The organism is Mycolicibacterium holsaticum DSM 44478 = JCM 12374, assembly GCF_019645835.1.
GTDB classification, from domain to species: Bacteria; Actinomycetota; Actinomycetes; order Mycobacteriales; family Mycobacteriaceae; genus Mycobacterium; species Mycobacterium holsaticum.
In genome coordinates this window covers 4262849-4286810 of sequence record NZ_CP080998.1, presented here as the reverse complement: position 1 = coordinate 4286810, position 23962 = coordinate 4262849, and the positions used below count along the sequence as shown (strand labels likewise).

Genomic DNA, 23962 nt, shown 5'->3' with positions numbered 1-23962 from the left:
GAACGGGTTTGTCACAGTGGAATTTCGACGTCGACCGTCTGGACGACGACGTCTTTGGCGTTGACCACCTCGACCGCCCCGACGTACAGCCCGCTGATCAACCCGGCCGGATGCGCGCTGAGGTAGAACTCGGTCTGTCCATCCTCGAGCAGGCCGCCCGGTGCCTCTTGGCCGGTCTTGTCGTCGATACGGACAAAGAATTTCAAATGGCTGTCCGGAATGGGATCGACCGTTCCCGGCCGCATGAGGCCCGGTGCCTTGACTTTGAGTGTGCGCTTGCCAATTCCGCCGGCCAGGTAAGTGTCGGAGCTGACCGCGGTCTTCTCGAACGGCGCCGGGCCGATCAAGGCGGTCTCGGCCAATTCGGTCCCGCCCAGCAGTGCGACGTCGGCCAGCTTGACCATCGCCCTGGCCCAGGCGGTCGGACTGTTCGGGTTCTTGTCCAACAGGTCGGCCGTCTCCTGGGCCACTGCGCTTGTCTGCCGCAGCATCCGGCGGCTGATCGACTCCATCGCGTCGGCGACAAGCCTGCGCCCTTCCGCGGCGTCCTGGTCCTGCGGTGTGCTCGGGGCGTCCACGCCCAACACGTCCTTGGTGACCTGTAGGCCGCCGGTCAACGTGAGATCGACCATCTTCATGTAGGAGTCGATCAGCTTGGCCGCGGTGAAGTTGTCGACGTCGGCGGCGTCTGCGATCGCCCCCTTGGCGATCACCCTGGCCTGGTCGACGACGTCTTTGGCGGTTTCGGTCAGCCGTTGGGCGATGACGCTGGGTTCGTCCATCGTCTTCTCCTTCTCACCTCAGGGGGTGGGTGCCTTGGGGCGGAAGTTGTCTGTCGCCGTGTCGAAGGCTTCCTTGGGTGCGGTCTTGATTTCGCTGACCGCCATGTCGTTCAGCTCGTTGAACTCGGTGAGATCGATACCGTCTTGCCACCGGTCGGCGAACTCCTCGGCGAAGTCGCCTGCAAACGTCAAGCGCCGCTTGATCAATTCAGTTGTGTCACGGCAATATTCGTCGCGCAGATCGGCGGGAATCGCGGGGACGATGACGGGCCACGTGGTCGAGGTGTCCGGCGGCGGCGGATTGGGTCCGGGCTTGGAGCTGCTGAACGGCGTCGCCGGGTTGGTGTACTTGGCGGCGTGATGGAACATGTCGGAGGCGTTGGTGGCCCAGCCGAACGATTCGGCGAGCTTGGTCATCGCGGTCGCGCTCATGCCGCTGATCAGCAACTGTTTGCTGGTGCGCACTTTGACGCCCTTGTCCGGTTGCCCGGCGACGGCGGGTTTTATCCAGATGTAGCCGTTGTCGACAAGCACCAACTTGTCGGTGTTGGTCCGGTCGGCGTCCAAGTCGTAGTTGAGGATCAACCCGCCCTGGTGTTCGGCCTTCCAGAACTTCAGCCCGGTGTTGAGGGCATACCGGTCGCAATCGCCGCTGACGGACTCGCGGATCCGTGACCAACCGTAGGGGTCGGGTGGATTTACCGGTTGCATTTCGCAGAAGAACTCTTTGTAGAACAAACTCCAGTTGACCGGCTCGATAACGGATTTCAACTTGTCATAGCTGATGTCCGGCCATTCGGCCGTCGTGGTGACGACGCTGCAGTACTCGCGCTTGACCTTCCGCAGCATCGAGGTGCTCTGCATGGACGCCACGGAGGTGGCAAGCGTTCCCGACATCATCTGCAGCTGGTCCCAGAAGTCCTCGAGTTCGTTCACTCGGGTCTCCAGTACTGAGCCGGCGAGTTCGGCGGCGACCTCCCGGCCGACCCTTCGGGCTCCGCGCCCATCGGGATCCTCGGCCGGCGAGGCGGCGATCATCGCCGCGAGCAGGCCCGGTTCCTCCATGGGCCCGACGCCGGCCAGCGCCAGGCGATCCAACACGTACCCGGCCACGATGGCCCGGTATGCCCACGTGGGCTGCAGCGGGTCGTTGTCTTCTGCGGTGAGGTCTGCGACCGCGTCGCGGAGATTGTCGGCGGTGACCCGCTGCTCGCCGGTGCGGTGGTCATCGAAATAGCGAAGAAGTTCCCCGTACCAACCGCGTTCGCCGGCGCTGCCGGTGAGCCCGGCGAACTGGGTCGTCATGGCGCGCAGGCTTTCGCGGTCCTCGGTGCTGCTGGTCGTGGCGTCGTTTAAGGCGGTGAGTCCCTGGGTGATCGCGCCGTACAGGGCCAAGACGGACTGTCGTATAGCCATTGCCCCGCCTCTCGCTATCAGACGATTTAGCATACCGTTGTGCGGCCCCGTCGCCGGGCCGATTTCGGGGAGGATTTCGGGTGGTCAGCGACCAGATTCGAGACGACGGGAGCATCGCCGACCTGCCGTGGGCCGCAGCGTTCGACCCGGCCGCCAACGCCCGGGTGCTGAGCTCGGTGCAGGCCCGCGGGTTTCGAGCCGCCACCGAGGTCGTCAACCGGTTCGTCCGCATCGCCGAGGAGGGGTTGGAAGGCGGTGGCGGCGCATCGGACGGGCCGGCCGCGACGCCGCCGGGCCATGACGTGGATCGGGTGCTGTCGGCGTGGCAGAAGCTCGCCGATCAGCTCACCCGGTCGCTGACCGGGGCGGGAGCAACCACGCAGACCGACGAGGCCACGCTCGATCTGGCGAACGCCACCTCGGCCGGGCAGCTTTGCCTCGACGCCGAGCAACCCGGTGCGGTCTCGTCGGAGGTGTGGCTGCACAACGGCGGCGCGGTCGACATGGGCAAGGTGCGGCTGCGGTGCAGTGATCTGCTGTCGCACGACGGCGGCGTCATCGCATCGGACATGGTGCGCTTCGAGCCCGACGCGGTGCCGATGTTCGCCCGGTCCAGTCGCGGGGTGACGGTGGAGATCGACGTCGGCGACGACGTCGCACCGGGCTGCTACCGCGGCACGCTTCTGGCCGACGGGCACGCCGACGTCTGGCTGCCGATCGCACTGATCGTGCGTGCCCCCAGCGCATGACGGACGCCGCGCAACGGCAAGACCTGATCACCGAGGTCGAGAGCCGGCTTCGCCGGGTGGCCCGCACCGTGCGACGCTCGATGCTGGACGCGATGCCCGACGGCGAACCCGTCCAATGGTTGTACGGGCCGATGCGTGAATATCCGTCGCGGCCCGGCAAGGCCCTTCGGCCCGCGTTGTGTCTTTCGGCAGGCCGGGCGTTCGGCGGTGATCCGAACGATCTGCTGGGTATCGCGGTGGCAATCGAGCTGTTGCACAACGCTTTTCTCGTACATGACGACATCGCGGACGGCAGCGAGATGCGCCGAGGCCGGCCGACGCTGGCGGCGGCCCACGGCATGGCGGCCGCGCTGAACGCCGGTGACGGGCTGGCGATCGTGGCGAGCCAGGTGCTGCGGCGCGCGACCCGGCGGCTGGACCGTGATCTCGCCGACCTGGTGTGGGGTGAGTTCGACACCATGGCGTTGCGCACGCTGGAAGGCCAGGCGACAGAGGTGGGTTGGCAGCTCGACAACGTCGAGAACGTCACCCCAGAGGACTACCTCAACCTCATCATGCATAAAACCTGTTGGTACACCACCATTCACCCGTTGCGGGTGGGTGCCATCGTCGGCTCTCGGGGGACCGCGGAGCTCACCGGGCTGGTCCGGTTCGGCTTCCATTTCGGTGCGGCGTTTCAGATCCGCGACGATCTGCTGAACCTGCTGGGCGACGAGCACACGTACGGCAAGGAGATCCTCGGTGACCTCTTCGAGGGCAAGCGCACCCTGCCGCTCGTGCATCTGCTGTCCGCCGCTGCCGACGCCGATCGCGAGCTCGTGCGCGATCATCTTCGCCGGACCAGGGCGCAACGTTCCGTCGAGACCGTCCGCACCATCCGGGCGCTGATGGACGACTACGGCAGCATCACGTTCACGAGCGAATACGCCGAGGGGATCCTGCTGGTCGCCGAGGAGTACTTCGAGCAGGCGTTCGCCGACGCCCGCCCGGGATCTGATCTCGACTTCTTGCGTGCCCTGGTGCCCTACGTGTGGGCCCGCTGGCGTTAACTTGGTGCGACTCGCACGTCCGCCCGGCCGATAGGCTGATCGCGGGGGAGGCATGGTTGGCGAGCCGACGAGCAGACTGCAGATCAGCGGATACCGTTTCCTGGTGCGCCGGATGTCGCACGCCCTGGTCCGCGGTGACGTTCGGATGCTCGACGATCCGCTGCGTGCACAAGCGCTTTCGCTGACGGCGGGCTGCGTGCTGGCGGTCATCGCCATCGCCGCCTGCGCGGTCCTGGCGGTCCTGGCGCCCAAGGGCGCGTTGGGCAGCGCACCGATCGTCATGGTGCGTGACTCCGGCGCGTTGTACGTGCGGATCGGTGACACCATGCACCCGGCGCTCAACCTCGCCTCGGCCCGGCTGATCGCGGGCACGGCGGCCACTCCGGAACTGGTCAGCGCATCGGCCGTCGACCGTGCGAAAAGGGGTGCGCTGGTGGGTATTCCCGGCGCCCCGAACACCTTGTCGTCGCCGCTGGATGCGCAGGAGTCCAACTGGACGGTGTGCCAGGACGCCGCATCGACGACCACGCTGCTCGTCGGCGCGGCTACCGAAGGCATGGATGTGGGCCGCAACGCTCTGGTCGTCGCGGGGGGAGAAGGCGCCGCGGCGACCTACCTGCTCTACGACGGGGTGCGGGCACGGGTGGACCTGCGTAACCCCGCCGTGGTTCGTGCGCTGCAACTCGACGGTGTCGAGCCCCGCATCCTCTCCCGGGCATTGCTCGACGCGGTCCCGGAGGTCCCCGCACTCACCGTGCCCGCCATCGCGCACGCCGGCGCAGCGGGGCCGGCCAGGCTGCACGGGATCGCCGTGGGCACGGTCGTCCGTCTGCCGCAGGCGGATTCGACCGAGTACTACGTCGTGCTCAGCGACGGTGTGCAGCGCATCGGTGCGGTCGCCGCCGATCTCATCCGGTTCACGTACGCTGCGGGCCGGCCCGACATCACCACCGTCGAGCCGGGAGTGATCGGAACCGTGCCCGTCGTCGACGACCTTCCCGTCGGCCGATTCCCCCAACGCGGTGGTGTGGCCGACGACCCTGTGTTGTGTACGCTGTGGAGCTGGTCGGCGTCGGCGGAACATGCAGTTGTGGTAGGCAATTCGCTGCCGAGGCACGACGCCGATGCGGCCACGACGCTGGCGCAGGCCGACGGTGCCGGGGCTGGCATCGACCGTATCTACCTGCCGCGCGGGCGCGCAGCCTACGTGCGCGCATCCGGTGTGACGGGGGCGGGCGCCGACACCGGTGCGCTGTACTACGTCGACCCCTCCGGGGTGGCGTTCGGCGTGCACGACGAGGACGCCGCCAAACGGCTCGGGCTGTCCGGTCCGCCGGTGCCTGCGCCGTGGCCGGTGCTGGCCAGGCTCCCACGGGGACCGGAGCTCAGCGTCGGGGCGGCGTCAATCGTGCGCGACACCCTCGGGTCGCCGTCGTAACCACGCCACCGCGACCACAACCGCCGACACCACAACACAGATCACCGCACCGCGCACGGCGATGTGTGCGGGCCGTTCGTCCGGTGGGTTCACGGCGGGGACCGACACCCGGCGTGGCGACGGCGCGTCGGCAGCGTACGGCTGGGCGGGACCGCCGGTGACCGCGGCAACGGGATCGACAACCCCATGTCCGACCACCGGATCCCATCCGGCGGCGGGATGACGCGCGGTGCCCTCGATGCGTGCCATCACCTGTCGCGCCGTCAACTCCGGTGAACGTGACCGCAGCAACGCGGCGATCCCGGCCACGACCGGGGCGGCGTAACTCGTGCCTGCGATCGGCGTCGCGCCGCCGGGCGCGGGCAGCTCGGCGACGACACCCTCGCCGTCGGGATCCAACGACACCACCCCTTCGCCGGGTGCGGCGACGTCGACCCACGGGCCCGCCAGGCTGAAGTCCGACGGCGCACCGTTGGGACCCACCGAGCCGACCGTCAGCACGTAGTCGTCGTACCAGGCGGGGCTGACCACCACCTGCACACCCGCCCAGTCGGGTCGGCCGGTCCGCGCGGAATCCACCGGGTTCTGCTGGGGGCATTGTCCGGTGCCACCGACGTTTCCGGCAGCGGCCACCACGACGGCGTTCTTCACGTCGACGGCGTACGCCAGCGCCGCACCGAGAGCGCGGTCGTCCAGCACGTCCTCGGCGGGCAGGCAGGCCACCGTGGACACGTTGATCACGGTGGCGCCCATATCGGCGGCGGTGCGGACCGCCGTGGCCAGGGTGTCGACGTCGCCGAACCCGGAACCGGTCGGCTCGTCGACGGCACGGAACTTGCTGCTGGACTGGCGGATACCCAGGATCGTCGCGTCGGGCGCGACGCCCCGAAAGGTGTTGCCGTCACCGGGTTCTGCGGCCGCTCCGACGATACCGGCCACGATCGTGCCGTGACCGTCGCAATCCTCGGTGCCGTCACCGGTCGAGACGTAGTCGCCGCCCGGGATGAGGTGGGGCAGCAGGCGGTGCCGCGTCACCCCGGTGTCGATGACCGCGACGGTCTGACCGGCGCCGCGGGTCAGCGTCCAGACCGACGGCAGGTCAAGGGCGTCGAGTTGGGCCGACCCGGTGTCCTCGGTGGACTGCGCGGTGGACACACACGGCTCTTGTTGCCGGGTGGGCTGCGGTGGTGCGGGTGACGTCGCCCTGGGCAGCAGCGAGTCATCCACCGGCGGTGGGTTCACCGCTGCTGCAGGCGATGCCACGCACACCGGTGAAACGGCCAAGAGCACCGCCAACAGCATCCTTGCCTGCGTCATAGCAGACCCGTCGCCCGCACCGCCCCGTACACTCCGGCGACCCAGCAGGCCAACGGCACCACCGCTGCGACAGCGACATATTCGATGACGTCGACGATGCGCTGCACCACGGGACCGGCCGTCAGGCCCAACAGTCGGCTCAGCCCCGCGACGCCCGCCAACCCCACCAACGGGCTGAGCCAGTAGACTTGGCCGGGTACCGCGACCGTAGCCATCGCGAAAAACAGTGCTGCCGTGGCGATCCCACCGAGTCCCAGAGCGGTGCGCCGAGCCGAAACCGCATGGGTGCGGGTCCGCAGCAGCAGCACGACGGCGACCGCGGCGACGAACGCCACGCTCGGCGGTGCGGCGTCGAAGGTGAGTACCGCGCAACCCACCGTTGCAGATGTCGTGGCGCCGACAACCAGTCCGGTAAGCACGTGCTGGGTCGACATCACCCGGAAGGCGTCGGGCACCGGCTCGGCCAGGTCCGGCGGCGAGGGTCCGATGCCGGTGACGATCATCGACATACGCGGCGCCACCGTCAAAGCAAGCAGCGACCCGCACGCGAGCAGGGCGCCGACGGCAGCCGGTTGAAGACGCCACGCGACAGCGACGCCAGTCGCCGTGGCGAGCAACGCCGCGGCGGCGGCGATCGCCGTCAACCACATGACGGCGCAGCGCGTCAGGCGCAGCAGCACCATGGACATCGACATCGCCGCCGCAGATGCCAGCAGCAGATGCGCTGCGGCCGGACCGGCAGGAACTGCGACGAAACCCGCTGCGGTCGAGTACATCACCGCCGACACGCTCAACGTCGCACCCACCGGCCCATCGGTATGTGTCCGGTCCACCATGGCCGCCGTCAGCGCGGCAGCGGCGGCCATGCCCACCGCCGTGGCAAGGCGGGCAGTCATCGGGGCGGCCGCCCAGCACAGCGCCGCGGCGGCAACGGCTGCCGCGACCACAGCGCCCGCGACGGGGAGCAGCGCGGTGGGCTCGGCGGCGTTGGTGAGCCGCGCGGCGACGTGGCTGACGTCGCAGGGTACCCACACCGGCTCGGGTGGGGCGACGGTGGTGAGCAGCAACGTCGCCCCGTCGTCGACGTCGTTCTGGTCCAGCGTCATCGATTCCTCGAGCGGGTGGCCGTCGATGCGGAACAGCCGCCAGCGAGAGCCTGCCGTCGCTGCGTCCTCGCCGCGTGCCAGCTCCACAATCGACGGCATCAGCTGACACAGGTGCGTGTTGCGCGGCAGTGCGAGGTCCACCTCTGTGAAGGCATCGTCATCGCCGTCGTGCTGAACCGTTAGCCGGCATAGCGCATTTCGCACCGCATACCCCCGAAATCCCACCGTGCACAGTCACCGTAACCCCGCTCGCGGATGTGGGTGCGCGGCAAATTCCGGGGTTGTGGATGGAACCGGGACGCCACCCGCGACGTCCAACGTTCGATGGAGTTTGTCCGAGGGACGCGACTTCCGGTGCCACCGATGGCATCCGGAGATCTGGCCGTTGAGGCGCCGCCGCAGGCGCCCAAGGCGGTGCCGGTGAACCCGGTTGCCCGCCTGATGCCGCTTGCCATGCTGGTGGCCGCGGTCGGGATGATGGCCTTCTACTTCACGTCGGGCGCAGGGTCGGCACGCAACCCGATGTTCCTGTTCTTCCCGGTGATGATGCTGGTGTCGGTGCTCGGCAGCGTCGCCTACGGTGCACGCGGCGCGAACCACTGCGCCGAACTCAACCGGGACCGGCAGAGCTATCTGCGCTATCTCGACGCGCTTGACGTTGCGACCAGCCAAGTCGCCCACGACCAGCATCGGGCGCTGTGGTGGAGCCATCCGGATCCGGATGCGCTGTGGACCCTCGTCGGCGGCCCGCGGATGTGGGAGCGCAGACCCGGGGATGCCGATTTCGGTCGTGTCCGGGTCGGGACCGGCCACCAACCGCTGTGCACCGCGTTGGTGCCGCCCACCCTGGGAGCCGCAGAAGAGCACGATCCGCTCACCGTGGCCGCGATGCGCCGGTTGATCCGGCAGCGGTCCACCATCACCGACGTACCCGTCGTCGTCGCCCTGCGCGAACATTCCGTGCTCAGCGTAGAGGGCGATGTCAGCGCCGCCCGCGCGCTGATGCGGGCGATGGTCTGCCAGCTTGCGGTGAGCCACGGTCCGGACCACCTTGCGATCGCCGCGGCGGTCAGCCCCGAGACGTGTGACGAGTGGGACTGGCTCAAATGGCTGCCGCACCACCAGCATCGCCGCGAGGTTGACGCCGTCGGACCGTTGCGGCTGGTGTACGGCAGCCTCAGCGAAGCCGTTGATGCCGCGCCGGATTGGACCCTGGTGATCGCCGACGGCGGCGCCATAACGGGTTTCGACCCGACCCGGTGCGACGGCCGGATCACCGTCGTCGATGTCGGTGCCACGCTGGCCGCAGCCGCGAACGGGTTGCGCGTGGATATCGACGCACTCGCGTATCCCGATGCGCTGACGTGCACCCAGGCGCTCACGTGTGCGCGACGGTTGGCGCCCTACCGCCTGGGCGTGCCGTCCGACGGGGCGCACCAATCGAACCCGGGCCGCGGCTGGCTGGACCTGATGGGGATCGACGATCCGACCCGCATGGACATCGACCGGCAGTGGGCTTCGAGCGGTGGCAGGGTCATCGAGGCGGTCCCCATCGGAGTCGCACAGGACGGCGCGCCGGTGCGTCTGGACATCAATGAGGCCGCGCAGAACGGCATGGGTCCGCACGGGCTGTGCGTCGGGGCGACGGGTTCCGGCAAATCGGAGTTCCTGCGGTCGCTGGTGCTTGGCATGGTCGCGGCGCATCCGCCCGAGGCGCTGAACCTGGTGTTGATCGACTTCAAGGGCGGCGCAACGTTTCTGGGATTGGACCGGCTCCGGCACGTCGCCGCGATCATCACCAACCTCGCCGACGAGGCGCACCTGGTCACCCGGATGAGCGACGCGCTGGTAGGCGAGATGCACCGCAGGCAGGAATTGTTGCGGTCGGCCGGGGGATTCGCCAACGTGGCCGACTACGACCGCGCCCGCGCGCAGGGGAGACCGCTTGGGTCGTTGCCCGTCTTGTTCATCGTGGTCGACGAGTTCTCCGAACTGCTGAGCCACCATCCCGACTTCGCCGAGTTGTTCGTGGCGATCGGACGGCTGGGCCGCTCGCTGGGCATGCACTTGTTGCTGGCCAGCCAGCGGCTCGACGAAGGCCGGTTGCGCGGCCTGGAAACCCATCTCTCCTACCGGATCTGCCTGAAGACGTTCTCGGCAGGCGAATCCCGCGCCGTACTCGGAGTCCCCGACGCCTACCACCTGCCGAGCAGCCCTGGTGCGGCCTACCTCAAGACTGCGGCCGGTGACCTGACCCGGTTTCAGACGGCGTTTGTGTCCGGCGTCGTCGACACGGCGGCCGTCGCACCCCGGTCAGTGTCGCCGCGACGGTTCACCGCCGCGCCGGTGTCCGCCCCCGAAGCCACCGCGGCCGACGTCGCACGCCGCCGTCGGCGCACGGTGCTCGATACGGTGGTGGATCGGCTGGCCGGGCACGGTACCCCCGCACACCAGGTCTGGTTGCCGCCGCTGACCACCTCACCCACGCTGGACATGCTGGTGACTGGCGATCTGCGCGGATTGCGGGTGCCGATCGGATTGGTGGACCGCCCGTTCGAGCAACGCCACGACGTGCTGACCGTCGAGTTGTCCGGTGCGGCTGGAAATGTGGCGATCGTCGGGGCGCCGCGGTCCGGGAAGTCGACGGCGCTGCGCACGATGATGCTGGCGCTGGCCGAGGCGAACGATCCCGCAGAGGTCGGCTTCTACTGCCTGGATTTCGGCGGCGGCGGCCTGTCGTCGCTGCGTGACCTGCCACATGTGGGTGCGGTGGCAGGTCGGCGCGACCTCGATCTGTGTCGTCGCACGGTCGCGGTGATGCAGTCGGTGATCCGGGCCAGGGAAGAACGGTTCCGCCGGCTGGGCATCGATTCGGTGGTCGACTATCGGGCGCGACGGGCCGCCTGCGACCCGGGGGTGCGCGAAGACCCGTTCGGTGACGTCTTCCTGGTGGTCGACGGATGGGCCACCCTGCGCCAGGAGTTCGACGCGCTCGAAGCGCCGATCACCGCGCTTGCCGCACAAGGGCTTTCCTACGGCGTGCACGTGGTGTTGACCGCATCGCGGTGGGCGGAGCTGCGGCCCGCGCTGAAGGATCAGATCGCCACGCGCATCGAGTTGCGGCTCGGCGAACCGGCCGAGTCGGAGATGGACCGCAAACGCGCCCGCCAACTGGGCGCCGCGGGGCCCGGGCGCGGAATCACCGGGGACGGCCGCGAGATGCTGATTGCGTTGCCGCGGTGGGACGGTCACGCGACACCCAGCGGCCTCGGTGAAGCCGTGGCTGCCCGTGTCGCGCGGCTGCGCGACCGGTACGGCGGACGGTGCGCACCACCCGTCGAGCTGCTGCCCAGCCGCATCGAACTGTCCGACCTCGTAGCACGCACCAGACCCTCGGCCGCGCACCTTCTCATCGGCATGGGCGAACGTGAACTGCAACCCGTGACCGTCGATTTCGCGGCGCAGCCGCATCTCCTGGTACTCGGGGAGGCCGAGTCGGGTAAGACGGCCCTGCTGCGTCTGCTGTGTCACCAGATCGTCTGCGGCGCAAGTTCTGAGGAAGCGCAGGTCGAGATCATCGACTTCCGCCGTGCGCTGCTCGGCGTCGTGGAATCCGAACACCTCGCCGGTTACGCCGCATCGCCGGCGGCGCTGACGTCACGGGTGCCTTCACTGCTGTCCCGGTTGGAGGCGCGGATGCCGGGGGCGAACGTCACACAGCAGCAACTGCGCAGCAGATCGTGGTGGTCGGGCCCGCAGATCTACGTCGTCGTCGACGACTACGATCTGGTCGTCACGTCGACGGGAAACCCGTTGACGCCGCTTGCCGATCTGCTGCCGCACGCGAAAGACCTCGGCCTGCATCTCATCGTCGCGCGCCGGTCCAGCGGCGCCGCGCGGGCGATGTTCGACCCGCTGCTGACCCGACTGCGTGAGCCCGGTTGCACCGGGCTGATGTTGAGCGCGGATCCCGAGGAGGGTGTGCTGCTCGGAGCCGTCCGGCCGACGTCGCTGCCGCCGGGTCGGGGAACGTTGATCACCCGCGGCGACGCCCGTCAGCTCGTCCAGGTCGCCTGGGTCGACCCGCCGTGAGCCAAACCGTCATCGAAGTGGGCCCCACCATGATCAGCGGCCCCAACACCGCTCCCGCAGAATGGGTTTCAGTCGCGCTGGAGTGCATCGACGACGATCTCGCACTGCTCGACGAACAGCTGATATCGGTACAAGACCTGTGGCAGGACGTCATCCGGGTGGTCGGCGGTGACGAACCCGACACGCTGGTTGTCGTCTGCCCGACGTGGTGGCCGTCGTCGCGCACGGGCCGCATCCAAGCGGCCGCGCAGGCAGTGGCCGCGACCGTCATCATGCTGCAGCGCACCGCTCTGCTCTGTCAGGCCGCCGCGCCACGGGCCACGATCGTCGAGTCGGCAGGCGACCTCGTCGTCGTCACACACCCCGATGAGCAACCGCTCGTCCTCGCCCGACAGGGCGACGTGGCCACGACCTCACAAGCGGTGGCCGCGGCGATCGGCAGATCGACCGTTGTGCTCATCGACGCACCGGACCTCGACCCCCTTGCCGCACGGTTGACCCGCCTCTTGCGCGACAACGGGATCGAGGTTTCCGTCGCGAGCGAAGACGCGGTCCGTCGTGCGGGGTCGCGATCGCGGCAGAGCGCCGAGGACACCCCGCCCGTGGCCACGCGGCGCGAGCGGCGCCCTCGGACGGCGGCGACGCTCATCGGTGTGGTGTCGGCAGCCGCGGTGGCCGTCGGCGGGATCGCGGCGCACGACGAGGCGACACCGACCGCGCTGCTGGTGGAGGGTCGGGTGGGCATGGTCGTGCCAGCCGACTGGCCGGTGCGACGGGTGACGTCCGGACCCGGGTCGGCACGGGTGCAGATCGCGTCCCCGACGCACGGCGACGTCGCCCTTCACCTCACGCAGTCCGCCGGTGGGCCCGACCCCGGGCTCGCCGCGACGGCAGACGCGCTGCACGCGGCGCTCGACGAGGAAACCGACGGCGTCTTCGCCGACTTCCGGCCCGTCGATCACCGGGCGGGCCGAGACGCGGTGACGTACCGAGAGATACGACCGAACCACACCGTGATCTGGGTCGTGCTGGTCGACGGCTCCGTGCGCATCGCGATCGGCTGCCAGAGCCCGATCGGAGGCGAACACCTGGTGCGTGAGGTCTGTGACCAGGCGATCCGTTCCGCCCATGCGGTGCGCTGAAGAAAGTTCGGTGGGGATGGAACCGAACCGGCGGCACGTGCGTCGAACTTCATAACCGCACGATGAAAGGAAACCCATGACGACACCCGCAGGCGGCGCGCTCAACACCGACTTCGACCTGATGGCCGCCGTCGCCGACAAGACCGATGCCCGCAACGACGAGATCCGGGCGTTTCTGCAGTCGTTCATCGGGCAGATGAGCAGCGTGCCGCCGTCGGTGTGGGGCGGGGTGGCCGCCCTCCGGTTCAGGGACGTGGTGGACCGGTGGAACACCGAATCGCTGAAGCTGCACACCGCGCTGGCGCGGATCGCCGAGACCATCCGGCAGAACCGGCAGACGCTGGCCGAATCCGCCGACAGCCACGCGCAGCGCCTCGGCGCCGTCGGCACGGAACTGTGAGGGCTCGGACATGGAGCACACGCTTTCCTACAACTTCGGCGAGATCGAGTACACCGTGCGACAGGAAATCCACGCCACGTCGGCGCGGCTGAACGCGGCGCTGGACGATCTGCGCGCCCAGATCGCGCCGCTGCAGGAAATCTGGACGCGGCAGGCCGCACAGGCCTACCGCGTCGAGCAGGCCCGCTGGCAGCAGGCCGCCGGGGCGCTCAACGACATCCTGTTCCACCTGGGTAACGCGGTCCGCGACGGCGCCGACGACGTCGCCGCCACCGACCGCAGCGCCGCCAACGCCTGGGGCGCCTGACCCCGCTAGACTCTGTGCGGTCCCGCATTCGGAGGGGAGCCGAATCGGGACCGCACAGTGCCCCCCGGGGGCGTTTTGACCTGCGATGACGCTCGCGGGTAAGCTGCCTCGTTGGCGTGCGGAACGCCGGGCCTCGGGTCAACGTCGGTCGCCGAGGGCTTACCCACCGCAACCGCCGTGACCGGCATCAGGGAACCCGAGAAGAAGAGGTATGCGCTGTGCCTACGTACACGCCGAAGGCGGGTGACACCACGCGTTCGTGGTATGTCATCGACGCCACCGACGTGGTGCTCGGCCGGCTCGCCGTCGCGGCAGCAAATCTGTTGCGCGGCAAGCACAAGCCGACATTCACGCCGAATGTCGATGGTGGTGACTTCGTCATCGTCATCAACGCCGAGAAGGTCGCCATCAGCGGCGACAAACTGCAGAAGAAGTTCGCGTACCGCCACTCGGGTTACCCCGGCGGTCTGCGCAAGCGGTCGCTCGGTGACGAGATGGAAAAGCACGCCGACCGGGTCGTCGAGAAGGCGATCCTGGGCATGATTCCGCACACCAAGCTCGGCCGCCAGATCCAGAAGAAGCTGCGCGTGTATGTCGGGCCGGAGCATCCGCACACCGCCCAGCAGCCGATTCCGTACGAGATCAAGCAGGTGGCCCAGTGACTCAGCCCGTTGAGACGACCCCCGAAACCGACGCCACCTCGGCCGCGGCCGAGACCGAGGCCGCCCCGCGTGAGCCTGTGGTGATCGACCGCCCGATCCAGACTGTCGGCCGCCGCAAGGAGGCCGTGGTGCGGGTGCGCCTGGTGCCCGGCACCGGCCAGTTCCACCTCGACGGGCGCAGCCTCGAGGCCTACTTCCCGAACAAGGTGCACCAGCAGCTCATCAAGGCTCCGCTGGTGACCGTGGATCGGCTGGAGAGCTTCGACATCTATGCCCACCTCGACGGTGGCGGCCCGTCCGGTCAGGCCGGCGCGCTGCGGCTGGCGATTGCGCGGGCGCTGATCCTGGTGCAGCCCGAGGACCGGCCGGCGCTGAAGAAGGCCGGCTTCCTGACCCGTGATCCGCGGGAAATCGAGCGTAAGAAGTACGGCCTCAAGAAGGCCCGCAAGGCGCCTCAGTACAGCAAGCGCTGATCGACTGTTCGTCAAGCCGCCGGATACGCACTGCGTATCCGGCGGCTTGTTTTTGCGGTCGAACTGCAGAAACGGACGAAGCGTCGAGTTCGGTTCGAAGTCTGAGGCTCGGGCGGCGGAGGCGCGCGCCGCCGAGCAGCCGCTGAAGGCTCAGAACCAACCAGATAACGTCCACCGCTGGCGTCCGTACCCCGGACGCGGGCGGTGCGTCGTTTGGCGGACAGGCCATCGAAAACTTCTTTGCCGTCTCGGTAAACCGTGGAGCGAATGTGCAATCGCGCCTATTCGTGCGACGACGGCAGATCATCAGCCCTATCAGCTAATTAGGTCGTCTCCGCCTACTTACGGATACGAAAATTGATTCGCCGATTTCTGTTTAGCTCCCGCCCCCTGAGGAACCACCTCCGTGGAAGCACGGATGCTGCACGCAGGGCGGTCCATTGCCGCCACCGGCGGGACGTCAGTAGCCGTCGGGGGGCCGGGCCGCTGCTTTCGAAACGAGAATGGAGTGAACATGAAGAGTCACCTGACGCGCTTGCTGGCCGTTGTGGTCAGCGCCGCGATGTTGGTGCTGGTCGGGGGTGTGACTGGCGGAGGGACCGCAGCAGCACAGCCACCAGGCGTCGGCAAGAAGAATGTCGTCCAGGTGCAGGGAACGGGCCCGAACGGAGTGAAGTTCAACGGCCAGTTTGTTGCAACCGCCGCCAAGGAAGTAGCCCAGCAGTCCGGTCCGGCCACGGCCGATGCCAACGGTGCGACGTCGTCGAACACCGGCATCGCACTGACTGGCCAGCTCATCGGCAAGCTGGTCTCGCCGGGGCAGCCGCAACCCGGCAACCAGCCGGGTGACCGCGGCGCCGCCCGAGATGTGAACATCTCGAACTTCGCGATGCCGGTCAACGATATTTCGACGCCGGGTGAAGCCCAGTCGTCGTCGGCCACGACCAGCACGGGCCAGAATGGACAGGTCCAGCTGGCAAGCCAGCAGGCAGTATGCGACGTCCTCAACCTGGTGCTGGGGCCGTTGCATCTGGAGTTGCTCGGCCTGATCGTTGACCTGAATCAGGTGGTGCTGAATATCACCGCGGATCCAGCCGGCGGGCTGCTCGGCGGGCTGTTGTGCGCACTGGCAGGCGGGCTTCCGGTGCCGCCGAATCCGTTGCAGCCGATCATCGATCTGCTGAACCAGATTCTCGGCATCCTCGGAGGCTGACTTCATAAGCAGTGACATCAGCGACCTCACCGCCCGTATCAGTCCAGATGCGGGCGGTGAGTCGCGGTTGGGTACCGATTCGGCGGCGGCACGGGTGGCGCCTTCGCCAATTGGTTTTTCCGGCGGCGTCTGTGAGAAGTTTGTCGGCATGGCTCGACTGTTCGGCACCGATGGCGTGCGCGGCGTCGCCAACCTGGCTCTGACCGCGGAACTCGCGCTGGCCCTGGGGTCGGCGGCGGCGCGCAGGCTGGGCACCGTCGGCGGTCAGGCCCGTCGGGTGGCCGTCGTCGGCCGTGACCCACGGGCCAGCGGTGAGATGCTCGAGGCGGCGGTGATCGCCGGCCTGACCAGCGAGGGTGTCGACGCACTGCGGGTCGGCGTGCTGCCGACGCCGGCCGTGGCATATCTCACCGGGGCCTACGACGCCGACTTCGGGGTGATGATCAGCGCGTCGCACAACCCGATGCCCGACAACGGCATCAAGATCTTCGGACCGGGCGGCCACAAACTCGACGACGCCACCGAGGACCGGATCGAAGAGCTGGTCCACCAGGGCCCCGGCGACCGCCCCGTCGGCGCGGGTATCGGCCGCGTCGTCGACGCCGAAGATGCCCTCGACCGGTACCTGCGGCACGTCGGTAAGGCGGTCACCACCCGGCTGGACGGCCTGACCGTGGTTGTCGACTGCGCCCACGGTGCCGCCTCGACCGCCGCTCCGCAGGCCTACCGGGCTGCGGGCGCCGACGTCATCGCGATCAACGCCGCACCCGACGGCCTGAACATCAACGAACGCTGCGGCTCGACGCACATGGAAGCCGTGCAATCCGCGGTGGCGTCCCACGGCGCGGACCTGGGAATCGCGCATGACGGCGACGCCGACCGGTGCTTGGCCGTCGACGCCAGCGGCCGCATCGTCGACGGCGACGCGATCATGGTGATACTCGCGCTCGCGATGCAAGAAGCCGGTGAGCTGGCGTCCAACACGCTGGTGACGACGGTGATGAGCAATCTCGGATTGCACTTGGCGATGCGTGCGGCGGGCGTCAACGTGCTGACCACCAGCGTCGGCGATCGCTACGTGCTCGAGGAGCTGCGCGCCGGTGAGTTCTCGCTCGGCGGCGAACAGTCGGGCCACATCGTCATGCCGACGTTGGGCACCACCGGCGACGGGATCGTCACGGCGTTGCGGTTGATGTCACGGATGGCGCAGACCCGCAAGCCGCTCGCCGCGCTGGCCGAGCCGATGCAGACGCTGCCCCAGGTGCTGATCAACGTGGCGGTCACGGACAAGGCGACGGTCGCCGACGCGCCGTCGGTGCGCACCGCCGTCGCGCAGGCTGAAGCCGAACTGGGCGATACCGGCCGGATCCTCTTGCGGCCCTCAGGGACTGAGCAGGTTGTCCGGGTGATGGTGGAAGCGGCCGACGAGGACACCGCGCGGCAGCTGGCGGTGCGGGTGGCCGAGCAGGTCAGCGAAGCGCGCTGAGGATGGAACCGAACGCCCGGATGCCGCGTCCAAACCTGTATGGGACAACCTGACACCGCGAGTGTTGATGTAGCGGCGCTGCGCAGTGTGGCCGACGAGTACCAAACTGTCGCCGAACTCCTCGACGGCACTCTACGCACGCACCTGAGCGGGCTGACGTTCGACGGCGCGAGCGCGGGGCGGGCGTACGTCGCGCGGGGCGACGCGGTGCGCGAGGCGGTGGCGCGGACCGTCAATCAAATTCGGCAGTGGTCGCGGGCGTGCAGGGAGATCGCTGCCGTGCTGCGGGTATCTGCCAACCAGTACGCCGCGGCCGACGCCCGTGCCGGCGAGCGGGTGGGCTGAGCGATGGCCGAGAAGTTCGATGCGGCTTCGCGATTGGCTGAGGGCGTGCCGACCGTGGACGCGGTTCAGAACTATGTCTGGGCCTGCCGCATGCTCGGCTATGAACACCCGGATCTGACGACGCATGCGGCACAGGTGCGTGAACGGTACGCCAGCGAGGAGGGGCTGAACCTGGCTGCGCTGGACGAAGATTGCGCAGCACTGCAGGCGGTCGTGACGGCGACCGAAGAGGCGCTGGCCCGTCAAGACAGTCACCTGGTTGCGCTGACGGCGGCGTGGCACGGCCGCGGCGCGGACGCATCGCGGGAGTTCTTGCGCCGGCACGGTGAAGCGTCGGCGCGTGCGACGGCCGCCGTGCGCACCGCCGCGCACAGCCTGGCCGAGTTACGCGACAAGCTGTGGCAGAGCGTCGACGGGAAGGTCTCGACGGTGTTGGCCATCGACAATCGCGATTCGGCGCAGCGGGCCGATTGGTTGGCTGCGGCTCAGACCGTGACGACGGGCGCGGGCGACCGGGCGGTGGCCAGCGAACTGGTTGACCACGAGATAAAACCGTTTGTCGCCAACATTATCGGCGGAGAATGGGTGACGGCGATGCGCGCTGCCGTCGACGCGATCGAGGCGGCATACGATGCCGCGACGGCCGAGCTTGCGTCGGAGGCGGACGCGGTATTCGACGTGCCGGGAGATCTGGGCCCTACGTGGACGCCGCCTGTGGTTGACGGTGGCGTGGCATCGGCACCCGCCGTCGGGTCGCCGGCACCGAACGTGGTGCCCGTCGCGCCAACGGCGTGGAGCGGGCCAGCACCCGCCGCTGGAGTGCCACCCGTAGCGGCGCCGTACCCCGCTTCTGCACCGCCGCCGTTGCCCGCCGCCGCCCCGGCGGGAGATCCGGCAGCTATGGCGCCTGCGCTGGCGCCGCCGCCGATGCCGTCGCTGGGCGGTGGACTACCCGAGATGGGAAGTGGTCTATCGGGATTCGCCCAACAACTCGGCGAGACGTTGGGTGGTCTGTTGGGCGGATCAGACGGCGCGCTGGCCGAGCCGGTGGGCATCGAACCGCCTGAGCTGGACGAGCCGCCGGAATCCGGCGAACACGACGAAGAAGCGGTCGAGGATCCCGAGGACGAACTCGACGAAGATGCCGAAGCGGATGAAGAGGCTGGTGAGGCCGATGGAGCGTGCGAGGCGCCACCGGAAAACCCTGCGCCGCAAGAGGACGAGATGCTCGCCGAAGAGGCTGCGGCCGCGCCTGCGTCCGTGCCGACGCCACCGGAAGCAGTGCCGCCGCCGATCCCCGAGCCGCCGCCGGAGTCACCGCCGCTCGATCCGGGGGCCGACGCGGGTACGCCGTGTGAAATCGCCGCCGACGAACTGCCTCAGGTGGGGGAGTGACCGCGCGGGCGTTCGATTCTATGTTGGGTGTCGTCGTGGCATTGCTTGGTGAGGTCGTTGCCGGCCGACGGCATTCTGTGGCGGTTAGGGGTAGTGGCGTGGTGTTGTCGCGTTGAGTTGGCGTTCGGCGTGGATGCGTGTTTCGTTGTCGGCGGCGCGGGTGCGTCGCCGTCGCGGCATCTTCAGGGCGCGTTGCGCCGAGGGTGGTGGGGGTGGGTTGGCCGGGGGTGGTAGGTCGGCGGTGGTGGTGTTCCAGTCTGGGAAGTACAGCTTGCTGGTGGGGTGGGTTTTGTAGGTGTGGCCGCTGGGGGCGGTCCAGATGATGGTGCCGTCGGGGTGTTGTTGGTCCTGCCAGCCGCAGAACGTTTTCAGCAAGTGATGAAAACGACACAGACAAGCCAGGTTTGACGCGTGCGTGAGACCAACCGGATAGGGCACGGTGTGGTCGATGTCGCAGTATTGGGCTGGGCGGTCACAGCCGGGGAAGCGGCATGTCATATCGCGCAGGCGCACGAACCGTTCACAGGCGCGTGAGGGCCGATACCGCGGCTCGGGGTTCACCCCGGCGGGGCGATACACGCTGCGCACGGTGGCGCCGTTGGTGATCAATTCGGCCAGCAACGCCGGCGGGATCACCCCGCCGCCGACGATCACCGCCGCCGACCCCGCCAGCGGTGCCTCCGGTGCCGGCACCCATAGATTGGCCTTAGCCGCCGGTGTCGGCGCGGCGCTAGCCTCGGCTTCTGTCTCGCTTTCCGACTCGGCTTCCGGCGGCGCGGCTTCTGGCGCGGGTCCGGGTGCGTCGGCATCGGCCTGCAAGTCGGCATCGGTGTTGGTCTTGGCGTTGGGGCGTAGCCAGGCCGGCTTGGGGGCGGGGGCGGTGGTGTCGGTGAGGGCGTAGATGACGAATGCCGCCGCGCGCGGGTCAGCTGCCCCGCCGCGGGGGCATTGCGGGCTGCCGCATTGACAGGCCAGCCGGTCGGCGCCGGCGGACAACGCCCCCAGCGCCGCCGCGCGGAGCTGGCCCGGGTTGCGGGGATCGTCCGGGCATACCTCGGCGGTCATCTGCTCCAGACACCGTTTGAGCAGCGCCGCATCACTGGCCGATAGCCGCCCGTAAACCGAGGCGGTGCCGGTGGCGTCATCGGGTTTGCCGACCTGCACATCACATTGGCGTGCGGCTTCGTGAAAGCGTCGCCGTGCATCGGGATCGTGGGTCTCCACGACCGCATCGATGCCCAACTCCAACCGCTGCTGGCCCAACGCGCCCCAATTGGTCGCGCGTTGGGCGATCTCGGCATCCACCCGCGCCAGCGGCTCGTCGCCGAGCACCAAATGGGTGCGCCAGGTGATCGTGGAGATCACCTCGGCACTGATCTGCCCCTCGGCGAACAGCGCGGCCACCTTGGGCAACCGATCACGCAGCGCCAACCCGATCGCCATCTGCTGACCGGCCCGATACCGGCTGACGCCCATCGCCGTGGCCACCTCGGCTGCGGCGCAATCCCACAGATCGGCCACCCAGTGCTGGCGTTCCTCATCGTGTTCGGTGGCGCGCGCGGCCAACTCGCCGATGGCCGCCAAACGCCGCGCCGCGGTGCGCGCCTCGGCGCGCGTGCACTCCTGGATTTCGGCGACCAACACCGCGTCGTCGGCCGAACCAAACCCCGAAGCGAACATACGTTCGATACTATCGGCATCCACTGACATTGATTCTGCGGCAATCTAAGCCCGGGTCGACGAAGGTCAATTCCGTCCAACATCGGGAGCGAGGCACCGTTGAACTAAGCGGTCGTCTCCTGCATGTCGCGGTTGGCTTCCATCAAGCGCAACCAGACTTCGCTGATGGTCGGGAAGCATGGCACGGCGTGCCACAGCCGGTCGAGGGGAACCCGAGCGGCCACCGCGATAGTCGCTGAGTGCAGCAGATCGGCGACCCCGGGCCCGACGAACGTGGCACCCAGTAAACGACCCTCGTCGAGGTCGACAACCAGGCGGGCCCTGCCGGTGTATCCGTCGGCGTAGAAGTTCGCGCCCGGAACGCTTGCGCCGATGTCGACGTCGACGACCCGGATTCGGTACCCGGCTCGCTCAGCCTGACCGGCGGTGAGCCCGACGGCTGCGGCTTCAGGATCGGTGAAGAACACTTGCGGTACGGCGTGGATGTCCGCGGTGGCCATGTGCGGGCTCCAGGTCGTGCGGTCCAGTGGTTTGTCCGCGGCGGTCGCGGCGATAGCGGCGCCGGCGATGCGGGCCTGGTATTTGCCCTGGTGGGTCAACAGCGCCCGGTGGTTGACATCGCCAAGCGCGTAGAGCCAATCGTTGTGCGCGCCGGTGACGCGGCAGTTGTCGTCTACGGCTAACCATCGACCCGGTGTCAGGCCGACGGTGTGTAGGCCGATGTCGGCGGTATTGGGGGTACGGCCGGTCGCGAAAAGTATTTCATCGACCTCCAGTTCGTCCTCCTCGTCGAGGACAACGGTCACTGTGCGGCCCGATCGGCGTAGCTCGGTCACGGTCACACCGGTGCGCACGTCGACGCCGGCTTCGCTCAGCCCGCTCGCCACCAATTCGCCGACGAACGGTTCCATCTGGGGCAGCAGACCCTTGCCGCGGGCCAGCAGGGTGACGTGTGAGCCGAGGCCTTGCCATGCGGTGGCCATCTCGACACCGACACCTCCTGCGCCGACGATCGCCAGCCGCGCCGGGACCTCGCTGCTGTCGGTCGCCTTGCGGTTGGTCCAGGGCTGCGCCTCGGCGATCCCCGGGATATCAGGCAGCGCGGCGGTGCTACCCGTACATATCGCAACGGCGTGGCGGGCGGTCAAGACGATCAAGTCGTCATCGGCGGTGGCCACAGCCACGCGACGGGGCCCGTCCAGACGGGCCTGTCCGCGGATCAGCTCGGCGCCCATTTCCTTGACGGCGTTGGCTTGTCCGGTGTCGTCCCACAGCGTGACATAGCGGTCACGGCGACCGAAAACGCCCTGCGCCGAAACCGGGCCGGACACGGCTTCCCGCGCACCGTCGACCCTGCGCGAGTCAGCCACCGCAATCACCGGGCGTAGCAGGGCCTTGCTCGGAACGCACCCCCAGTACGAGCATTCGCCGCCGACGAGTTCGCGTTCGACCACCGCGACAGTGAGCCCCGCGGCGCGAGTGCGGGCCGAGATATTCTGTCCGACCGGTCCGGCGCCCAACACGATGACGTCATAGGTATGGTCGGCGACGCTACGTGCAACATCGGGCTGTTGGGGTGGGGTGGACGTGCTCATGTTCAGGTCCTTCCGTTGCTTGATGAAGTTCGTTGCAAGGCTTGGCATCCCCGCTCCTGCAGGGTCCATGTGTTGCCGTCGGGATCGGCGAAGTCGGCAAAGCTGGCGTAGTCGGCCCGGTGCGGGTCAAGGCCTGGAAGGAAACCGCCGCGCCAGCCGCCATCCGTGCACTTGTGCCGGATTTCGCCGACCGCAACGCCACGATCGATGAGGTCACTGCGGGCACCCTCGATGTCGTCGACGACCAGATACAGGCCGCGGGCGGGGCCGGGTGACGTCCCGGTCAGACCGATACCGAACTGGATTGAGGTGGTGCCACCAACGGGTGTCAGCTGTACGACGCGAAAGCCCGGTGCAGGTGCGTAGTCGACGTCGAGGTCGAATGCCACCTTGTCGCGGTAAAACCGCAGGGACGCATCGGGATCTGACACCGCGAGAATGACGACTTCGAGCCGGGCCTCCATCACCGGCTCCGGACTGGCTCGCGAGCGAGTATTTCGCCGGGATCGAGTCCGCGGTCAAGGCCGTGCGGAACCACATTCTGTCCGGGCGGCAGCTGCAGCTGCCGCCCATCGAGATACACGTCGATCTTGTCTGGCTCGAACGACACCAGGTTGCTCACCGATCCGACCTCGGGCCAGGCGTTGGTGTAGGACCAGGCGGCGCGCTTACGACCTCCGATGGTGTAGTAACTGGCCAGCCCCTTGTAGGGGCAGAACGTCTGTCCATCGACAGGTTCCAGCGCGCCCTGGTCGATGTCTCCGCGCGGCACATACCAGCGTGTGGCAAAGCCCGACTCGTAGAGCGCCAGCGGTCGCTGCGAATCGGCGATCACACGCTGGCAGTCGCGCACCACCAAATGCCTCGAGGTCGCACGAATGTCGATGCGGTGGTAGGGATCTGCGGCGTGACCGACGATGCGTTCATCTTCTTCGTAGAAAGCATCCATGGCACGCCACGCAAATGCCACCCTGCCCTGCAATACGGCGGCATGCGGTGGTAGTGCAGCGAGTTGCCAGGCGGCATGCTGGGCTTGGTGACCCGCGGCCTCGACAGTGAACCACTGGGTTTGGCCCAAGTCGCGATGTTGCGTGATGCGCTGTTCGGCGACCAGAGCGCCGTCCCGGACATCGCCGATAGCGAAGTAGGCGACCGGATAACGGCCCGGCTCGTGCAACAGCACGACATCTTCGCTGTCAACGATCCACTCACCGGCGTAGCGCACCCGCATGCGACGGCGTAGCGGTTCGGCGAACAACAGCCGGTCGGGCAAGGGTTGCGCTGTCAAGAACCGGCCCACTGACGCGCTGGCCAG

21 protein-coding genes are annotated in these 23962 nt (G+C 68.3%); 13 read left to right on the top strand and 8 right to left on the bottom strand.

All coding sequences use genetic code 11. The features are described 5' to 3' along the window. Nucleotides 1-11: 11 nt before the first annotated feature. Entirely contained in the window at nt 12-782 is a 771-nt protein-coding gene (locus K3U96_RS20620) for a hypothetical protein (RefSeq protein ID WP_220690947.1), read from the bottom strand. Between the two features lie 18 nt (nt 783-800). Beyond that, the gene (locus K3U96_RS20615) at nt 801-2198 is read right to left on the bottom strand and encodes a hypothetical protein (protein WP_220690946.1); all 1398 of its coding nucleotides are present in this window, start codon (nt 2196-2198) and stop codon (nt 801-803) included. Between the two features lie 80 nt (nt 2199-2278). On the opposite strand from K3U96_RS20615, the gene K3U96_RS20610 reads away from it, so the two are divergent. Genes K3U96_RS20610 through eccB form a run of 3 tightly spaced genes read left to right on the top strand, consistent with a single transcriptional unit; the run spans nt 2279 to nt 5434 of the window. Then, nucleotides 2279-2947 (top strand): hypothetical protein, encoded by a 669-nt coding sequence (locus K3U96_RS20610; RefSeq protein ID WP_230982224.1) that lies wholly within the window; start codon nt 2279-2281, stop codon nt 2945-2947. Beyond that, the gene (locus K3U96_RS20605; protein WP_220690945.1) at nt 2944-3996 is read left to right on the top strand and encodes a polyprenyl synthetase family protein; all 1053 of its coding nucleotides are present in this window, start codon (nt 2944-2946) and stop codon (nt 3994-3996) included. Before K3U96_RS20610 ends, K3U96_RS20605 begins: the two co-directional genes overlap by 4 nt. A 52-nt stretch (nt 3997-4048) precedes the next feature. Beyond that, nucleotides 4049-5434 (top strand): type VII secretion protein EccB, encoded by a 1386-nt coding sequence (gene eccB, locus K3U96_RS20600; RefSeq protein ID WP_220690944.1) that lies wholly within the window; start codon nt 4049-4051, stop codon nt 5432-5434. Here the strand turns inward: eccB and mycP are convergent. Beyond that, the gene (mycP, locus tag K3U96_RS20595) at nt 5399-6751 is read right to left on the bottom strand and encodes a type VII secretion-associated serine protease mycosin (protein ID WP_220690943.1); all 1353 of its coding nucleotides are present in this window, start codon (nt 6749-6751) and stop codon (nt 5399-5401) included. The two genes, eccB and mycP, sit on opposite strands and share 36 nt — an antisense overlap. Further along, nucleotides 6748-8061, bottom strand: a complete 1314-nt coding sequence (gene eccD, locus K3U96_RS20590; RefSeq protein WP_268928487.1) for a type VII secretion integral membrane protein EccD — start codon at nt 8059-8061, stop codon at nt 6748-6750. The genes mycP and eccD overlap by 4 nt, the downstream gene beginning before the upstream one ends. 120 nt (nt 8062-8181) lie before the next feature. Between eccD and eccCa the strand changes: the two genes are divergently transcribed. From eccCa to K3U96_RS20540, 10 genes are all read left to right on the top strand, one after another. Further along, nucleotides 8182-11949: a type VII secretion protein EccCa gene (gene eccCa, locus K3U96_RS20585; protein WP_069406874.1), complete on the top strand. Its 3768-nt coding sequence runs from the start codon at nt 8182-8184 to the stop codon at nt 11947-11949. Continuing rightward, nucleotides 11946-13091: a type VII secretion-associated protein gene (locus tag K3U96_RS20580; RefSeq protein ID WP_220690941.1), complete on the top strand. Its 1146-nt coding sequence runs from the start codon at nt 11946-11948 to the stop codon at nt 13089-13091. Before eccCa ends, K3U96_RS20580 begins: the two co-directional genes overlap by 4 nt. 76 nt (nt 13092-13167) lie before the next feature. Next, the gene (locus K3U96_RS20575) at nt 13168-13491 is read left to right on the top strand and encodes a WXG100 family type VII secretion target (RefSeq protein WP_069408256.1); all 324 of its coding nucleotides are present in this window, start codon (nt 13168-13170) and stop codon (nt 13489-13491) included. A 10-nt stretch (nt 13492-13501) separates the two neighbouring features. Continuing rightward, a complete protein-coding gene (locus tag K3U96_RS20570; RefSeq protein ID WP_220690940.1) occupies nt 13502-13798 on the top strand; it encodes a WXG100 family type VII secretion target in 297 nt (98 codons plus the stop codon). A gap of 218 nt (nt 13799-14016) precedes the next feature. Continuing rightward, entirely contained in the window at nt 14017-14460 is a 444-nt protein-coding gene (gene rplM, locus K3U96_RS20565) for a 50S ribosomal protein L13 (RefSeq protein ID WP_069407985.1), read from the top strand. Next, nucleotides 14457-14933, top strand: coding sequence for a 30S ribosomal protein S9 (gene rpsI / locus K3U96_RS20560; protein ID WP_084223797.1), 477 nt, complete (start codon nt 14457-14459; stop codon nt 14931-14933). The genes rplM and rpsI overlap by 4 nt, the downstream gene beginning before the upstream one ends. Before the next feature lie 535 nt (nt 14934-15468). Continuing rightward, nucleotides 15469-16146 carry a hypothetical protein gene (locus K3U96_RS20555; RefSeq protein ID WP_220690939.1) on the top strand — a complete coding sequence of 226 codons (678 nt, stop codon included), beginning with the start codon at nt 15469-15471 and terminating at the stop codon, nt 16144-16146. 148 nt (nt 16147-16294) lie between these two features. Beyond that, nucleotides 16295-17632, top strand: coding sequence for a phosphoglucosamine mutase (glmM, locus tag K3U96_RS20550; RefSeq protein WP_220690938.1), 1338 nt, complete (start codon nt 16295-16297; stop codon nt 17630-17632). A 39-nt stretch (nt 17633-17671) separates the two neighbouring features. Continuing rightward, on the top strand, nt 17672-17977 hold the full coding sequence (locus tag K3U96_RS20545; RefSeq protein ID WP_220690937.1) for a DUF7162 family protein: 306 nt from the start codon (nt 17672-17674) through the stop codon (nt 17975-17977). A 3-nt stretch (nt 17978-17980) separates the two neighbouring features. Beyond that, entirely contained in the window at nt 17981-19372 is a 1392-nt protein-coding gene (locus tag K3U96_RS20540; RefSeq protein ID WP_220690936.1) for a hypothetical protein, read from the top strand. A gap of 84 nt (nt 19373-19456) precedes the next feature. Here the strand turns inward: K3U96_RS20540 and K3U96_RS20535 are convergent, their stop codons facing one another. The 4 genes from K3U96_RS20535 to K3U96_RS20520 form a co-directional block, all read right to left on the bottom strand. Next, complete coding sequence (locus K3U96_RS20535) at nt 19457-21052, bottom strand: HNH endonuclease signature motif containing protein (RefSeq protein WP_220690935.1); 1596 nt, start codon at nt 21050-21052, stop codon at nt 19457-19459. 104 nt (nt 21053-21156) lie between these two features. Continuing rightward, nucleotides 21157-22647, bottom strand: a complete 1491-nt coding sequence (locus tag K3U96_RS20530; protein WP_220690934.1) for a dihydrolipoyl dehydrogenase family protein — start codon at nt 22645-22647, stop codon at nt 21157-21159. A 2-nt stretch (nt 22648-22649) separates the two neighbouring features. After that, complete coding sequence (locus tag K3U96_RS20525) at nt 22650-23111, bottom strand: VOC family protein (RefSeq protein WP_069405223.1); 462 nt, start codon at nt 23109-23111, stop codon at nt 22650-22652. Further along, nucleotides 23111-23920, bottom strand: coding sequence for a DUF427 domain-containing protein (locus K3U96_RS20520; RefSeq protein WP_230982223.1), 810 nt, complete (start codon nt 23918-23920; stop codon nt 23111-23113). The genes K3U96_RS20525 and K3U96_RS20520 overlap by 1 nt, the downstream gene beginning before the upstream one ends. Nucleotides 23921-23962: the final 42 nt, after the last annotated feature.

Bases quoted from the DNA above. Each gene is read 5' to 3' on its own strand.
- K3U96_RS20570 (WP_220690940.1), top strand. From the start codon at position 13,502: ATGGAGCACACGCTTTCCTACAACTTCGGCGAGATCGAGTACACCGTG.
- K3U96_RS20605 (WP_220690945.1), top strand. From the start codon at position 2,944: ATGACGGACGCCGCGCAACGGCAAGACCTGATCACCGAGGTCGAGAGC.
- mycP (WP_220690943.1), bottom strand. From the start codon at position 6,751: ATGACGCAGGCAAGGATGCTGTTGGCGGTGCTCTTGGCCGTTTCACCG.
- K3U96_RS20575 (WP_069408256.1), top strand. From the start codon at position 13,168: ATGACGACACCCGCAGGCGGCGCGCTCAACACCGACTTCGACCTGATG.
- K3U96_RS20530 (WP_220690934.1), bottom strand. From the start codon at position 22,647: ATGAGCACGTCCACCCCACCCCAACAGCCCGATGTTGCACGTAGCGTC.
- K3U96_RS20525 (WP_069405223.1), bottom strand. From the start codon at position 23,111: ATGGAGGCCCGGCTCGAAGTCGTCATTCTCGCGGTGTCAGATCCCGAT.
- K3U96_RS20545 (WP_220690937.1), top strand. From the start codon at position 17,672: ATGGGACAACCTGACACCGCGAGTGTTGATGTAGCGGCGCTGCGCAGT.
- K3U96_RS20620 (WP_220690947.1), bottom strand. From the start codon at position 782: ATGGACGAACCCAGCGTCATCGCCCAACGGCTGACCGAAACCGCCAAA.
- glmM (WP_220690938.1), top strand. From the start codon at position 16,295: ATGGCTCGACTGTTCGGCACCGATGGCGTGCGCGGCGTCGCCAACCTG.
- eccCa (WP_069406874.1), top strand. From the start codon at position 8,182: ATGGAGTTTGTCCGAGGGACGCGACTTCCGGTGCCACCGATGGCATCC.
- K3U96_RS20540 (WP_220690936.1), top strand. From the start codon at position 17,981: ATGGCCGAGAAGTTCGATGCGGCTTCGCGATTGGCTGAGGGCGTGCCG.
- K3U96_RS20615 (WP_220690946.1), bottom strand. From the start codon at position 2,198: ATGGCTATACGACAGTCCGTCTTGGCCCTGTACGGCGCGATCACCCAG.
- eccB (WP_220690944.1), top strand. From the start codon at position 4,049: ATGGTTGGCGAGCCGACGAGCAGACTGCAGATCAGCGGATACCGTTTC.
- K3U96_RS20535 (WP_220690935.1), bottom strand. From the start codon at position 21,052: ATGTTCGCTTCGGGGTTTGGTTCGGCCGACGACGCGGTGTTGGTCGCC.